Here is a 13,667-nt window from a genome sequence, read left to right as displayed (position 1 = left end):
CCTTTGTTACGGCTAATGACCAACCATTGTCAGTGCATTTTTTTAAGCTCTATACTGGTGGCCTGAGCGCCAATATTTTTATGAGGGATGCGGTTTTATAATGAAGGAAAGCAAAGAAATACTGTTGTTGGATGATATTCATTATCAAATAGGTGAGCAGGTTATTCTGGATTCTGTCTCTTTCGGCCTGAATCAGGGTGAATTTAAACTGATTACCGGGCCGTCCGGCTGCGGGAAAAGTACGCTGCTTAAAATCGTTTCCTCGCTGATCGACCCGACCCGTGGAAAAGTTATTTTTGCCGGTAAGGCCATCACCGAAATACCTCCGGAAGAATATCGCCAGCAGGTGTCTTACTGTTTTCAAACCCCTTCGCTGTTTGGCGACAGCGTGTATGACAATATTGCGCTGCCTTACCAGATCCGTAAGCAAAAACCGGACGAGAAAAAAATGCAGGCCGATCTGGTGCGCTTTGGGCTGCCGGAAAATATGCTGAAAAAAAGCGTGAATGAATTATCCGGTGGGGAGAAACAGCGCATTTCCTTGATCCGTAATCTGCAATTTATGCCCAAAGTGCTGTTATTGGATGAGATTACCAGTGCGTTGGATGAAGATAATAAGCGCAATGTAAACGAAATTATTCATCAACTGGTAGAGCAGCATGGCGTGGCAGTGCTGTGGGTCACGCATGATAAAGATGAAATCAAACATGCGGATGATGTGATTACCCTGGGTGCGCACGGTGCTCGCGCACAGGAGACAAACGATGAACCAGCATAATATCAGCAATGAATCCCTGGTGCTGTCGATGGTATTGGTTATGATCGCCATTTTCATCAGCCATAAAGAAAAGTTGGCGTTGGAAAAAGACATTATCTGGAGCATTTGCCGCGCGGTGGTGCAGCTGATTATCGTCGGCTATGTGCTGAAGTACATTTTTGATGTGAACAACGCTATTCTGACCGTGCTGATGGTGCTGTTTATCTGCTTTAACGCCGCTTACAACGCGCAAAAGCGCAGTAAATATATCGGTCATGCGTTCATGACGTCATTTATCGCCATTACCACTGGTGCGGTACTGACGCTGGTGGTGTTGGTGCTGACCGGCTCGATAGAATTTACCCCGATGCAGGTGATCCCGATTTCCGGCATGGTGGCCGGTAATGCGATGGTGGCGGTGGGACTGTGCTACAACAACCTGGGGCAGCGTTTCAAAAGCGATCAGCAGAAGATTCAGGAAATGCTCAGCCTGGGGGCATCACCGAAGTTTGCCTCGGCTGCGCTGATCCGCGACAGCATCCGCGCTTCGTTGATCCCGACGGTAGACTCGGCCAAAACCGTCGGCCTGGTCAGCCTGCCGGGCATGATGTCCGGTCTGATCTTCGCCGGTATTGACCCGGTGAAAGCCATTAAGTACCAGATTATGGTGACCTTTATGCTGCTTTCCACCGCCAGCCTGTCGACCATTATCGCCGGCTATCTGGCCTACCGTAAGTTCTACAATGCCCGCCATCAACTGGTGGTGAGCACGCTGAAATAGCGCCATAAAAACGGCCTCGGAAGAGGCCGTGAGTTTGATGACAAAGTTGTCTTGGAACCCGAGATACCCGGGTCTAGCGCACCGAGGGACGCTCCGGCGGGCAAGCCGCTACGACCCCTTCGGCACGCTCTCCCTAATAATGGGCTTTGTCAGTAGTCTGACGGCCTCCGAAGAGGCCGTTTTACTGTCGATTACCCTTGCAGCAGAGCGATGCTCTGGCGGATTTCACGTTCGATATCCGCCTCTGTCCAGCTATCCAACTGCGAAGAGAACGGCTCGAAGGCGTAAATGCCGGTGTAGCCCAGGCGCTCCAGATTCTGCACCTGCTTTTTGCTCTCCAGCCGATCCTGATGACTCAACATAATGCGTTCTTCGTCGCTGAGCGCGCTTTTGCTTCGCGCATCTTCCACCCCGGAAAGGTGTACCAGACCGATACCCTCAATCTGAATCTGCTCATCAAACTCAGGCTGCGCCACATCACTTAAATAGTGGTGGAAGGTATCCAGCACGATCTTGTACGGCGCGCCGGAGTCGCGAATCAGGGATTGCGTCAGCAGCGATGATCGCAGTGAACTGATGCCGAACCCCAGCGGTTCGACGTAGCCCTGCACGCCATATTGCTTGAACAGGGGAGCCAGCAGCTTCAGCGCCGCCAGCGTATCGGTTTTTTTCTGCTCCTCACTGCGCCGATCGTCCGCGCTGCAGTGTGGACACAGTACCAGCGCCTGGCTATGGATCGCCTGAGCCTGCGACAACAGCGCCTCGGCGTTTTGCAGCAATATGGCCTGATCGCCTGGCAGGTTAAACCTGCCGAGGGCGTTAATGGTGACGATTTCGATACCGTATTTGGCCGCCAAAGCATTTAATTGATCGTTGCTCAGGTTATCTGTCACCTTGCCGCTCGGCATATCGTTGCGCAGCTCAACTTTGCTGAGCCCGCACTTTTTTACCAGGCTGAAAAACGGCTCCAAATCGAGATTGGGTGCGATCTTGCGGTTAATACAAAAACGGTCTGGCGCAATGGTCATGATGCATTACTCCTGAATGGTTTGATACAGCCTGAGAATTGCCGACTTACAGCGGCGTGCGTTGTGTTTCGGGTGGCGTTTGGCGATAGCGTTTGGCCATCACCACGTCTTCCATTTTTTCCAGCGAGACGCCTTTGGTTTCCGGTATATAGCGGCCGATGAACCAGTAGCTAAACAGGCAGCAGGCGGCAAAGACCCACATCGGGAAGGCGCCGTGGAAGCTGGAGAACAGATAAGGATTGTCGTTGATCATCGGGAAGCTCTGCGAAACGACAAAGTTGGCCAGCCACATGCAGCCGACGGCGATGCTCATGCCCTGTGCTCGCATGCGATTTGGGAAGATTTCCGACACCAGAACCCAGGCACCCACTCCCCAGGACAGGGCGTAAAACACCATAAAGAACAGCATGCCGAACAGGGCAAGGTAGCCGGTGGCCTGGGTGTAGAGCGCATAAGAGGTGATAAGCAACCCGGCAATGGCGCCAAGGGTGCCGTAACGCATCAGCGGAATGCGGCCCATGCGATCCATCAGCATGGCGCCAATCACTGAACCGACCAACTGCAGCACGCCGATCCAAATGGTTTGGAACAGTGCCTCCTGGGCATTTTCGGTAACGGTTTTCAGCACCATTGGCGCGTAGTACATCATTACGTTGACGCCAGTGACCTGTTGCAGCATGGCGATCATACAGCCGACAAAAAGAATGAAGCGCACCCGCACGTCGCCGAAGTTCAGCTTCTGCTGGCTTTTTTGTTGGTCCTGCTGCAATGAGTCTTTGATTTCCTGCAGTACGCTTTGCGCATGGGCAGCGTTGGAGACTTTGGTCAACATCGCCAAAGCCTGGCTGTCACGACCGACCATGACGCTCCAGCGCGGCGATTCCGGAATGATAAACACCAGCATCAGGAACAACATGCACGGGATCACTTCCGACCCTATCATCCAGCGCCAGCCCATCTCCACCAGCCAGGCTTCGCTGGCGATGCTGGCGATTTTGAAGTTAACGTAGAAAATCACAATTTGGCCGAACACTATGGCGAACTGCTGCATGCTGAGCGCTCGACCACGCATGTCTTTAGGTGAGACTTCCGACATATACATCGGTGAGACGGTGGCGGCAATGCCGACGGCCAAACCGCCAATAATGCGGTAAATCACAAACCAGGTGAAGGTCATGGCCAGGGCTGCACCGACCGCTGAAATAGTGAACAGCACCGCCGCCAGCATCAGGGCCTTTTTACGGCCGTAACGCGCAGCCAACGGCCCGGCACCAAAGGCACCGACCACACAGCCGATCACCACGTTAGATACTGCCCAGCCGGTTTCAAGCGGGCTGAGGTCAAAATAGGTTTTTAGGGCATCGATCGCGCCGGAGATCACGGCGGTGTCATAACCGAACAGAATGCCGCCGAGTGCTGCAATGCCGCAAATTCGCAGTATGTACCCGGTGTTGTGCTTACGCTGATGTGACATGTGTTGCTCCGATTTTTTCCTGGCTTCCACCCGCGCAGTAGGTTGTAGGGAATAGGGAGGCGGAAGGGTGTGAACCGTGCCTGTCATCAAGGCGGTGATATTTGAATGATTCTTCTCTAAACAAGAACATTTATTTCATAATTAGTGAATAATGAAATATTGATTTTTAGATCCAGTTCAAAAAAAACCGCAAACAGCCAACAAGGGTTGCCGGGCGATCCTATTGCGTCAGGTTTCGCTATTTTGTCCGGTGGGACGCCTATTTCTGTATAAAAGTCAGGGCTAATTCCCGTAGCACGAAGGAGAAGTGGTACGGCGAGTTTTTTTCGCCATGTAATGGCTTTGCACAAGGGCATGGCAAAATTGCGACCTTCCGCACTAAAAACAAATTTTCTAAAATAATTTATTTGAAACTTTTTTTTCAATGAAATAGAGTTTGCTTCATCCGGTCAGGATTTAGCCTGCTTGTGGGCCGTTTCCGGCAGGCGGTGTGATGAAAACGCCACCGCTTGCGGCAGTGCCGCAGGCAGTCAGGCGACAGCGGACTTAAAAGAGGGTGAGACATGAAAACCGTGGGTAACTTTATTGGCGGGCAGGTGTGCCTGAGCAGCAGCAATCAAACCGTCGACGTACATAACCCGGCTACCGGGCAGGTCGAACGTCGCGTTACGCAGAGCACTGCCGCCGAGGTGAAGCAGGCCATTGATGTGGCTCACCAGGCCTTTGCCGACTGGTCGCGTACCACGCCGCTGCGCCGGGCGCGCATCATGTTCAATTTTAAGGCGCTGCTGGAACAGCATCGCGACGAGCTGGCAGCGCTGATTGTCAGTGAGCACGGCAAGGTTTACTCCGACGCGCTGGGCGAACTGACCCGCGGCATTGAAGTGGTCGAGTTTGCCTGCGGCATTCCGCATTTGATCAAGGGTGAGTATTCGGCGGACGTCGGCAGCGGCGTTGACAGCTTCTCGCTGATGCAGCCGCTGGGCGTGGTCGCAGGTATCACCCCGTTCAACTTCCCGGCGATGGTGCCGATGTGGATGTTCCCTATTGCGTTGGCCTGCGGCAACACCTTCGTGCTTAAGCCACCGGCGCTGGTGCCTTCGGCTTCGGTGCGGATGGCGGAATTACTGAAAGAAGCCGGCCTGCCGGATGGCGTATTCAACGTAGTGCACTGCGCTAACGAAGATGCCGCGCAGCTGTGCACCGACCCGTATATCCAGGCGGTGAGCTTTGTCGGCTCGTCCGCCGTGGCGGAACATATCTATACTACTGCCAGTGCCCACGGCAAGCGGGTGCAGGCCTTCGGTGCGGCGAAAAATCAGGCGATTATCATGCCGGATGCCGATTTGGACGCGACGGTAAATGCCTTGATGGGCGGGGCTTTCGGCTCTGCCGGCGAACGCTGTATGGCGCTGCCGGTGGCGGTGGTGGTCGGTGACGACACGGCCGATAAACTGATCGCCAGACTGAAACCGTTGATCGCTCAACTGCGCGTTGGCCCAGGCATTCAGCAGGGCGGCGAAGAGAACGAAATGGGGCCGCTGGTCTCCTCGGCGCACCAGAAAAAAGTATTGGGTTATATCGATCTTGGCGTCGAAGAAGGCGCAACCCTGGTGGCCGATGGCCGCAATTATCAGGTGGCGGGCTACCCGGACGGCTACTATGTCGGCGGCACCCTGTTTGACCACGTCAAACCAAACATGCGTATCTATCGCGAAGAGATTTTCGGACCTGTGTTGGGTATTGTCCGCGTGCCGGACTACCAGACCGCCATCGACACGGTCAACAGCCATGAGTTTGGCAACGGCAGCGCCATCTTTACCAGCAACGGCCACTACGCGCGTCAGTTCGTGCAGGAAGTGCAGGCCGGTATGGTGGGGGTTAACGTACCGGTGCCGGTTCCTATGGCATTCCATAGCTTCGGCGGCTGGAAGCGCTCGGTATTTGGTGCGCTGAACGTGCATGGCACCGACGGTGTACGTTTCTACACCCGCATGAAAACCGCCACCGCCCGCTGGCCAACCGGGCAGCAAACGGTGTCTGAATACAGTATGCCGACGTTGGGTTAAGCCCATTTAGGCAACAGGGGCCGTTATTCCAATGGAGTAGCGGCCGTTGTCGTTTTACCGAATCGCCAGGTTACAGGAGGAATATATGTCTTCATTACTCGCCAAGTGTCAGCAGCCGGATGGCCAGGGGCGCATCCAGCATGTCACCCCAGAGAATGCCGACTGGCGCTTTGTCGGCTTTGATGTTTATCGCCTTGAGGTCGGCCAGTCGCTGCGGTTGGAAAGCGGCGACAAAGAGCTGTGCCTGGTGTTGGTCGCCGGCATCGCCTCCGTCGCCACTCTGCGTGCGGAATACCCGAGCATCGGCAAACGCATGAGCCCGTTTGAACGCACACCGCCTTATGCGGTATACGTGCCGCATCACGACAAGATTGAAGTGCGGGCGGAAAGTGCCCTGGAATTGGCGGTCTGCAGCGCCCCGGGTCATGGGCACCTGCCGTCGCGCTTGATCACCCCGGCGGAGGTCGGCGTCGAACGTCGTGGCAAAGGGCGCAACCAGCGTCTGGTACACAACATTCTGCCGGACAGCGAACCGGCTGACAGCCTGCTGGTGGTGGAGGTGTATACGGATGAGGGTAATACCAGTTCGTACCCCAGCCACAAACATGACCAGGAAGACTCGCCGGATGAAACCTACCTGGAAGAGACCTATTATCACCGGATCCAGCCGGAGCAGGGTTTTTGCATGCAACGGGTGTATACCGACGATCGCTCACTGGATGAGTGCATGCCGGTGTATAACCGTGACGTGGTCAAGGTGCCGCGTGGCTACCACCCGGTGGCGACGCTGGCCGGTTACGACAGCTACTATCTCAACGTGATGGCCGGGCCGGTGCGGCTATGGAAGTTCACCTGGGAAAAAGACCACGCCTGGATTAACACCGACGGCTATCCCGCAGCAAAATAATTGCCTATTTACGACGTTGCCAAGATGAGCGTCACCCTCTCCAGGGGGAGAGGGCCGGGGTGAGGGGATTTCACGCCACTATGCCTACCCTTTCCCAAGGGAGAGGGTAATTCTTCGTTACTCTTCTTTGGCGTTATTCAGCGCCAGCGATACTGCCAGGGTCTGCGCCAGACACATTGAAGCAACCTGGGAGCGGAAGCCATCCACCTGCGCCTCTCGTACCACAAAGCACACGTCGCTGAAGGCAGCCAACGGGCTGACCTGGCTGTCGGTTATGGCGATCTGCTGCGCTCCGTTCTTGGCACCCAATTCAACCAGTTCCAGTGCTTCCTGCGCATACGGCGAATAGCTGATGGCAATCACCACGTCATTCGGCTTCACCATGCTGAGCTGTTCGGTAAACATGCCGCCCAGCCCGTCGATCAGGAACGCCCGGCGCTCCAGATGGCGCAACGCATAGGTGAGATAGGATGCGACGCTAAATGAGCGACGCAGGCCAATCACGTAGATATTCTCGGCGTTGTTCAGCAGTTCAACCGCCCGATCCAACTGCTCGGAACTGGTTTGCATCGCCAATTGTTGCAGCGCCTGGGCATTGACCATGGTGAAAACGTTAAGGATTTCCGCCGGCTTTTCCGGGGCCACGTTACCGTCGGTAGAGGTCTGCCGGAACAGGCGTGCCCGTTCGGTGTAGTTGACCGTTTCCTCCATCAGGTGCTGGCGGAAAACCTGTTTCATTTCGTTGAAACCGCTAAAGCCAAAGGCGTTGGCAAAGCGGATCAGGGTTGAAGGGGGGACGCTGGCCTGTGCGGCGATGGAGGCGACGGTATCGAAAGCAATGCTGTTACTGTTATCCAAAATGTAACGCGCCACCTGTTTTAAACGCTTGCTCAGCGTTTCATACCGGTGGCGGATCTCGTCCTGTAACAGCGAAAGTTGAGTTGGGTTGTTCATCCATTCGGCTCGCAGTGGGGGCTAAGGCGTATCGGCCTGACGCCTGAGTTATTGACAGGTTATTCTAACAGATGGATTGGAAATTTCATTTCAACAAAAAGCGATTTATTCGATTGCAAGTTGCGTTACTTCACAGAAAAAAGGCAAAAAAATCCCCTTAAAGCGGCGAAAATCCGTTTAAGGGGAGGGTTCGGCAATTAATGGTGGTGAGAGGTTGGGCGATATTGACGCCAGAAACCAATCAGCGTCAGGTATTTTTGTTTCACCTGCTCGATTAACGCGGCGTCATCCAGCTCACCCTGCAGCCAGCGGCGTGAAGGTTGGCCAAAAATGGTGCGCCCGACGGCAAAACCTTTTACCCAGCGTGCATCCGCCGCCGCGGCAAAACCCGCCTTCAGTGTTTCTTCCGGCGAATCCAGCCCCAGAATCAGCACCCCGCGACACTGGGGATCGTTAGCGTCGATCAACGCGCCGACCTGCTGCCAGTTCTCAGCACTCAACGGTGGCAACTTCCACCAGTCCGGTTTAATTCCCAGTTGATAAAAGTGCTGCAGCATTTCCAGATAGTGGCTTTCATCCTTGTCGGCGTTGCTTTCCGGCAGGATCACTTCCAGCAACAGTTCATGGCCGGATTTGCAGCAGCCGCGATACACATCGCCAATCAGTTCATCCTGCTCGCGGCGCAGTTCGGCGGCGTCATGCGGATGGTAAAACACCAGACATTTCACTACGTGCTCCTGCGGCCAGTCGATCAGCTGCGAGCCAATATTGCCGTGCTCCAACCGCAGCGGACGTGAGCCGGGCAGTTCGACCGGTCGACCTATCCACCAACCTTGCCCGGTTATCTGGTTCAGCGCCGCCTGGCCATAGGTGGTATCGGCCAGAATGCCGCTGTTGCCCTTCAGCCCGGCGGCCTCTGCGGCCTGTTGCGCCGCCGTCAGCAGCAGGGTTTTCAGTTTGGGGATGCGTTCTTCGCTGACGTTGGCTTCTCGCGCCATATCCGCCAGCTGTTTGCGGTGATCGAAGGCGAACACGCAGAGCTCCGGCCATTGCTGTTTGCGGGTGGTGACCCGGTGCAGATGGTTAAGCCGCTCATCGCGGTCCGGGCGTTTCACTTGCTGTTCGCGTTGCAGATAGTCATCCAGCTCCTGCTTGCTGGGCATCGCCGGGGCGCAGCCGTGGCGCGAAACCACCAATGCGCCGCAGGCATTGGCATAGCGGCAGGCCTGATCCCAACCTTCATCGTTCAGATAGCCACGCAGCAGGCCGGACATAAAGGCATCGCCTGCGCCCAGCACGTTCAGCACTTCAACCCGCACCCCGGAATGCAGCTTTACCTGCTGCCAGTCGGCGGCGATCTCGCCTTCGAATACCGAACAGCCCTGTGCGCCGCGCTTACAGACCAGCGTGGCCTGGGTCGCTTTACGCACGTTTTTCAGCGCGGTCAGGGTGTCGGTGCTGCCACCGGCAATGTGAAACTCTTCTTCGGTGCCGACGATTAGATCAAAGTGATGCAGCACCTCCTGCAGTTCGCGGGTCACTTTCTCTGACTCGACAAAGCGGGTTTCACCGTCACCCAGCGACGTCAGACCCCACAGCACCGGTCGGTAGTCGATATCCAGCGCGGTGCGCAGGCCATGGCGGCGGGCGTATTCCAGCGCTTTTAATACCGCGGCGCGGGTGTTTGGGTGTGACAGGTGAGTGCCGGTTATAGCCAGCGCGTGCGATGACGCGATGTAGGACTCATCGATATCGTCCGGCGTCAGCGCCATATCGGCACAGTTCTCACGGTAGAAAATCAGCGGGAAGGTTTCCTGATCCTTGATGCCGAGGATCACCAGACCGGTCAGCCGCTGGGGGTCGGTGATCAGGCACTGGGTGTCGGCTCCGACGCGTTGCAGTTCTTCACGCAGGAAACGGCCCATATGCTCGTCGCCGACGCGGGCCAGCATGCCGGACTTCAGGCCCTGAATGGCGGTGCCATAAGCCACGTTGCCGGAAGAGCCACCGAGATATTTGGAGAATGTGCTGGCATCTTCCAGGCGTGCGCCGATCTGTTGTGCATAGAAATCGACGGCAATACGCCCGAGACAAATGACATCAAGCTGTTTTTCTTGTGTAGCCATACCCGTTTCCTTCTGTATTAAGCCAAACCCCGACTACGAAGCATTTTTGGAGTATGAGGAATAAAAATTTCAATTTCAAGATTGAATGAAATTTATACCCCAAAAATGTGATGCATTTAAAACGGCGCCAATACGTTAGCTGAAAGCACTAAAAACCGCGTCCTGTCTGATGCGAAAACACCGGTTAACGGCAAGGTTATCGCTTGTGTCACAAGCTGACGATGCCAAGGGTTGCGGTACCCTCGGCTGCTGCTGGACTGAGGTGTCGGCGGGAGCTGGAGCGCTAAGTCAGTGAATTCTAAAGGCATGAATGAAACGTCGTTTTCATCAATATGCGATCTTTATCGCAAAATGAAATGTTTCTTCTGTAATGTGATTTTATGAAAAATATATTTGTTTATAATCGCTTCACGTTTCAGGTTGTCGGCCTAAGTAGCGCAGCGCGCTTGAAGGCAACGGGGACCACAGAGATTCCAGGCTCGGCATGCAGGTATTTTGCCGGAGCGGGCGCGACTAATCTAAAAGGGTGAGCAAATGGGCAAGATCCGGTTAACCATGGCACAGGCACTCGTCAGGTTCCTTGATAACCAGTATCTGGTAGTCGACGGCGTGGAAACCAAATTCGTCAAAGGCATCTTTGCGATTTTCGGTCACGGCAACGTACTCGGTCTGGGGCAAGCGCTGGAACAGAACAGCGGTGATCTGATAGTGCATCAGGGGCGTAATGAGCAGGGCATGGCTCACGCAGCGACCGGTTTTGCCAAGCAGAAACTGCGTCAACAGATCTACGCCTGCACCTCTTCTGTCGGTCCGGGTGCCGCCAATATGATCACCGCCGCCGCGACCGCGACCGCCAACCGCATTCCTTTATTACTGCTGCCGGGCGATGTTTACGCTTCACGCCAACCGGACCCGGTGTTACAGCAGATTGAACAGTCCTACGATCTCAGTATCAGCACCAACGACGCTTTCCGCGCGGTGAGCAAGTATTGGGATCGCATTGTGCGACCGGAACAGTTGATGAGCGCCTGTATCAACGCGATGCGCGTGCTGACCGATCCGGCGGAAACCGGTGCGGTGACGCTGAGTTTGCCGCAGGACGTGCAGGGTGAGGCCTACGACTACCCTGACTACTTCTTCCAAAAACGCGTGCACCGGCTGGATCGCCGTCCGGCGACCGAAGGCATGTTGGCCGACGCGCTGGCGCTGCTGACCACCAAGCGTCAACCGCTGCTGGTGTGCGGCGGTGGGGTGAAATATTCGCAGGCCGGTCAGGCGCTGCGCGAGTTCGCCGAACGCTTCCGGATCCCGTTTGTGGAAACCCAGGCCGGCAAGGGCACAGTCCCGTCCAACCACCCGTTTAACCTGGGCGGCATTGGTGAAACCGGCTGTCTGGCGGCCAATACCCTGGCCAGACAGGCCGATCTGGTGATTGGCGTGGGCACCCGTTATACCGATTTCACTACTTCGTCCAAATGGCTGTTCCAGCATCCTGACGTTGATTTTCTCAACGTCAACGTCAGCGCCTTCGACGCCGGTAAGCTCGACGGCCTGCAGGTACTGGCCGATGCCCGTGAGGCACTGTCTGCCCTGGGGGCATTATTGGCTCAGGCCGATTACCGCGCCGGCTGGGGCAACGCCATTGCCGAAGCGCGTAGCGCACAACAGCAGGAAACCGCCCGAGTTTATGCGGTGGAATACACCGGCGAAGGTTTTGTACCGGAAATTGACGACCACCTCGATCGCGACAGCGTGTTTGCCGAATTTATCGAAAAGACCGATTCACTGCTAACCCAAAGCCGGGTGCTGGGGGTGCTAAACCAGCATCTGCCGCAGGATAGCGTGATCGTCGCCGCTGCCGGTAGCCTGCCGGGGGATTTACAGCGCGTGTGGCAGAACCATGGCGAGCACGGCTACCACGTGGAGTACGGTTATTCCTGCATGGGTTACGAGGTCAACGCCGCGCTGGGGGTCAAGTTGGCTGAGCCGCAGCGTGAAGTGTACGCGATGGTCGGCGATGGTGCCTTTATGATGCTGCACTCCGAGCTGGTCACCTCAATTCAGGAAGGCTGCAAAATCAACGTGGTGCTGTTCGACAACATGACCAACGGTTGCATCAACAACCTGCAGATGGAACACGGCATGGACAGCTACACCACCGAATTCCGCTTCCGCAACCCGCAGGGCGGCAAACTCGACGGCAAACTGGTTCCGGTCAACTTCGCCATGCTGGCGGCGGCTTACGGTTGTAAAACCTACAGCGTGACCACCGAACAGCAGCTGATCGAGGCGCTGGCCGATGCTCGCCTGCAAAGCGTTTCTACCCTGCTGGACATCAAAGTGCTGCCAAAAACCATGGTGCACAAATATCTCAGCTGGTGGCGCGTGGGCGGTGCTCAGGTGGCCGACAGCGAAAAAATTGTCGCCGTGGCCCGCAAGCTGCAAGAGAACATCGACAAGGCACGCGACTACTGATTAACACATTGCTTGATGACCCAGACCTTGCGTCTGCCGCAACTATTTGAAGAGGATAACGAAAATGACACTGAACATTGGGGTTATTGGTACCGGCGCAATAGGTCGGGATCACATTCGTCGCTGCAGCAAAGTGTTGCAGGGCAGCCGCATCGTGGCGGTCAACGATATCAATCGTGACAACGCCGCCAAGGTGGTGAGCGACCTGAAGCTGGACGCCAAGGTGTATGACAATGGCCACGATCTGGTCAAGGCCGCGGACGTTCAGGCGGTGCTGGTGACCTCCTGGGGCCCGAGCCATGAAGAGTTCGTGCTGGCGGCGATTGCCGCCGGCAAGCCGGTATTCTGCGAGAAGCCGCTGGCGGTCACTGCGCAGGGCTGTAAAAACATCGTTGAGGCAGAGGCCAAACACGGCAAACGCCTGGTGCAGGTAGGCTTTATGCGCCCTTACGATCAGGGCTACCGAGCACTGAAGCAGGTGCTGGCCAGTGGGCAAATCGGCGAACCGCTGATGCTGCACTGTGCGCACCGCAACCCTACCGTTGGTGAAGCTTACACCACGGATATGGCGATCACCGACACCCTGATCCACGAGATCGACGTGCTGCGCTGGCTGCTGGATGACGACTATGTTTCGGTTCAGGTGGTGTTCCCGCGCAAAAGCGCCAAGGCATTTCCGCACCTGAAAGATCCGCAGATCGTGCTGTTTGAAACCGCCAAGGGCACGCGTATCGACGTCGAAATCTTTGTTAATTGCCAGTACGGCTATGACATCCAGTGTGAAGTGGTGGGTGAAACCGGCATTGCCAAACTGCCGGAGCCGTCTTCAGTACAGATGCGCAGCGGGGCCAAACTATCTACCGAAATTCTGACCGACTGGAAAGATCGCTTTATCGATGCTTACGACGTTGAGCTGCAAGGCTTTATCAACGACGTGCTGGCCGGCAAGTTGACCGGGCCTTCTGCCTGGGACGGCTATGCTGCAGCCGTGACGGCCGATGCCTGCGTGGCTGCGCAGCTCAGCGGCGAGATCGTACCTGTGACTCTGCCGCCGCGCCCGGCGTTCTACAACAAGTAGTGTGTTGAACGCGGTACT

At 55.8% G+C, this 13,667-nt stretch carries 10 protein-coding genes; 6 read left to right on the top strand and 4 right to left on the bottom strand.

Annotated elements, in window-relative coordinates; all coding sequences use genetic code 11:
* Nucleotides 1–100: 100 nt before the first annotated feature.
* Nucleotides 101–778 (top strand): iron ABC transporter ATP-binding protein FetA, encoded by a 678-nt coding sequence (gene fetA / locus SERS4_RS0124105; RefSeq protein ID WP_017894330.1) that lies wholly within the window; start codon nucleotides 101–103, stop codon nucleotides 776–778.
* Nucleotides 765–1,538 carry an iron export ABC transporter permease subunit FetB gene (fetB, locus tag SERS4_RS0124100; protein ID WP_017894329.1) on the top strand — a complete coding sequence of 258 codons (774 nt, stop codon included), beginning with the start codon at nucleotides 765–767 and terminating at the stop codon, nucleotides 1,536–1,538. Before fetA ends, fetB begins: the two co-directional genes overlap by 14 nt.
* A 191-nt stretch (nucleotides 1,539–1,729) precedes the next feature.
* Here fetB and SERS4_RS0124095 read toward each other — a convergent pair whose 3' ends face one another.
* Together SERS4_RS0124095 and SERS4_RS0124090 are read right to left on the bottom strand one after the other, a co-directional pair.
* The gene (locus tag SERS4_RS0124095; RefSeq protein WP_017894328.1) at nucleotides 1,730–2,566 is read right to left on the bottom strand and encodes a TIM barrel protein; all 837 of its coding nucleotides are present in this window, start codon (nucleotides 2,564–2,566) and stop codon (nucleotides 1,730–1,732) included.
* A 46-nt stretch (nucleotides 2,567–2,612) separates the two neighbouring features.
* On the bottom strand, nucleotides 2,613–4,040 hold the full coding sequence (locus tag SERS4_RS0124090; protein WP_017894327.1) for a sugar porter family MFS transporter: 1,428 nt from the start codon (nucleotides 4,038–4,040) through the stop codon (nucleotides 2,613–2,615).
* 563 nt (nucleotides 4,041–4,603) lie between these two features.
* Between SERS4_RS0124090 and SERS4_RS0124085 the strand changes: the two genes are divergently transcribed.
* A complete protein-coding gene (locus SERS4_RS0124085) occupies nucleotides 4,604–6,109 on the top strand; it encodes a CoA-acylating methylmalonate-semialdehyde dehydrogenase (protein WP_012147338.1) in 1,506 nt (501 codons plus the stop codon).
* 85 nt (nucleotides 6,110–6,194) lie between these two features.
* Nucleotides 6,195–7,016, top strand: a complete 822-nt coding sequence (gene iolB, locus SERS4_RS0124080; RefSeq protein ID WP_017894326.1) for a 5-deoxy-glucuronate isomerase — start codon at nucleotides 6,195–6,197, stop codon at nucleotides 7,014–7,016.
* 117 nt (nucleotides 7,017–7,133) lie between these two features.
* Here the strand turns inward: iolB and SERS4_RS0124075 are convergent, their stop codons facing one another.
* Both SERS4_RS0124075 and iolC read right to left on the bottom strand, forming a co-directional pair.
* The gene (locus tag SERS4_RS0124075) at nucleotides 7,134–7,970 is read right to left on the bottom strand and encodes a MurR/RpiR family transcriptional regulator (RefSeq protein WP_012147336.1); all 837 of its coding nucleotides are present in this window, start codon (nucleotides 7,968–7,970) and stop codon (nucleotides 7,134–7,136) included.
* A 197-nt stretch (nucleotides 7,971–8,167) separates the two neighbouring features.
* Nucleotides 8,168–10,096 (bottom strand): 5-dehydro-2-deoxygluconokinase, encoded by a 1,929-nt coding sequence (gene iolC / locus SERS4_RS0124070; protein ID WP_017894325.1) that lies wholly within the window; start codon nucleotides 10,094–10,096, stop codon nucleotides 8,168–8,170.
* Nucleotides 10,097–10,630: 534 nt separating this feature from the next.
* Between iolC and iolD the strand changes: the two genes are divergently transcribed.
* Entirely contained in the window at nucleotides 10,631–12,571 is a 1,941-nt protein-coding gene (gene iolD / locus SERS4_RS0124065) for a 3D-(3,5/4)-trihydroxycyclohexane-1,2-dione acylhydrolase (decyclizing) (RefSeq protein ID WP_017894324.1), read from the top strand.
* Between the two features lie 64 nt (nucleotides 12,572–12,635).
* On the top strand, nucleotides 12,636–13,649 hold the full coding sequence (locus SERS4_RS0124060) for a Gfo/Idh/MocA family protein (RefSeq protein ID WP_017894323.1): 1,014 nt from the start codon (nucleotides 12,636–12,638) through the stop codon (nucleotides 13,647–13,649).
* The last annotated feature ends 18 nt before the right edge of the window (nucleotides 13,650–13,667 follow it).

This window comes from Serratia sp. S4 (genome assembly GCF_000347995.1).
Taxonomy (GTDB): Bacteria; Pseudomonadota; Gammaproteobacteria; order Enterobacterales; family Enterobacteriaceae; genus Serratia; species Serratia quinivorans.
The sequence above is the reverse complement of the archived record's forward strand: the minus strand, read 5'-3'. Positions and strand labels throughout refer to the sequence as shown.

What these genes read in the sequence shown, in the direction of transcription:
- fetA (WP_017894330.1), top strand. Translation starts at nt 101, where the DNA reads ATGAAGGAAAGCAAAGAAATACTGTTGTTGGATGATATTCATTATCAA.
- fetB (WP_017894329.1), top strand. Translation starts at nt 765, where the DNA reads ATGAACCAGCATAATATCAGCAATGAATCCCTGGTGCTGTCGATGGTA.
- SERS4_RS0124095 (WP_017894328.1), bottom strand. Translation starts at nt 2,566, where the DNA reads ATGACCATTGCGCCAGACCGTTTTTGTATTAACCGCAAGATCGCACCC.
- SERS4_RS0124090 (WP_017894327.1), bottom strand. Translation starts at nt 4,040, where the DNA reads ATGTCACATCAGCGTAAGCACAACACCGGGTACATACTGCGAATTTGC.
- SERS4_RS0124085 (WP_012147338.1), top strand. Translation starts at nt 4,604, where the DNA reads ATGAAAACCGTGGGTAACTTTATTGGCGGGCAGGTGTGCCTGAGCAGC.
- iolB (WP_017894326.1), top strand. Translation starts at nt 6,195, where the DNA reads ATGTCTTCATTACTCGCCAAGTGTCAGCAGCCGGATGGCCAGGGGCGC.
- SERS4_RS0124075 (WP_012147336.1), bottom strand. Translation starts at nt 7,970, where the DNA reads ATGAACAACCCAACTCAACTTTCGCTGTTACAGGACGAGATCCGCCAC.
- iolC (WP_017894325.1), bottom strand. Translation starts at nt 10,096, where the DNA reads ATGGCTACACAAGAAAAACAGCTTGATGTCATTTGTCTCGGGCGTATT.
- iolD (WP_017894324.1), top strand. Translation starts at nt 10,631, where the DNA reads ATGGGCAAGATCCGGTTAACCATGGCACAGGCACTCGTCAGGTTCCTT.
- SERS4_RS0124060 (WP_017894323.1), top strand. Translation starts at nt 12,636, where the DNA reads ATGACACTGAACATTGGGGTTATTGGTACCGGCGCAATAGGTCGGGAT.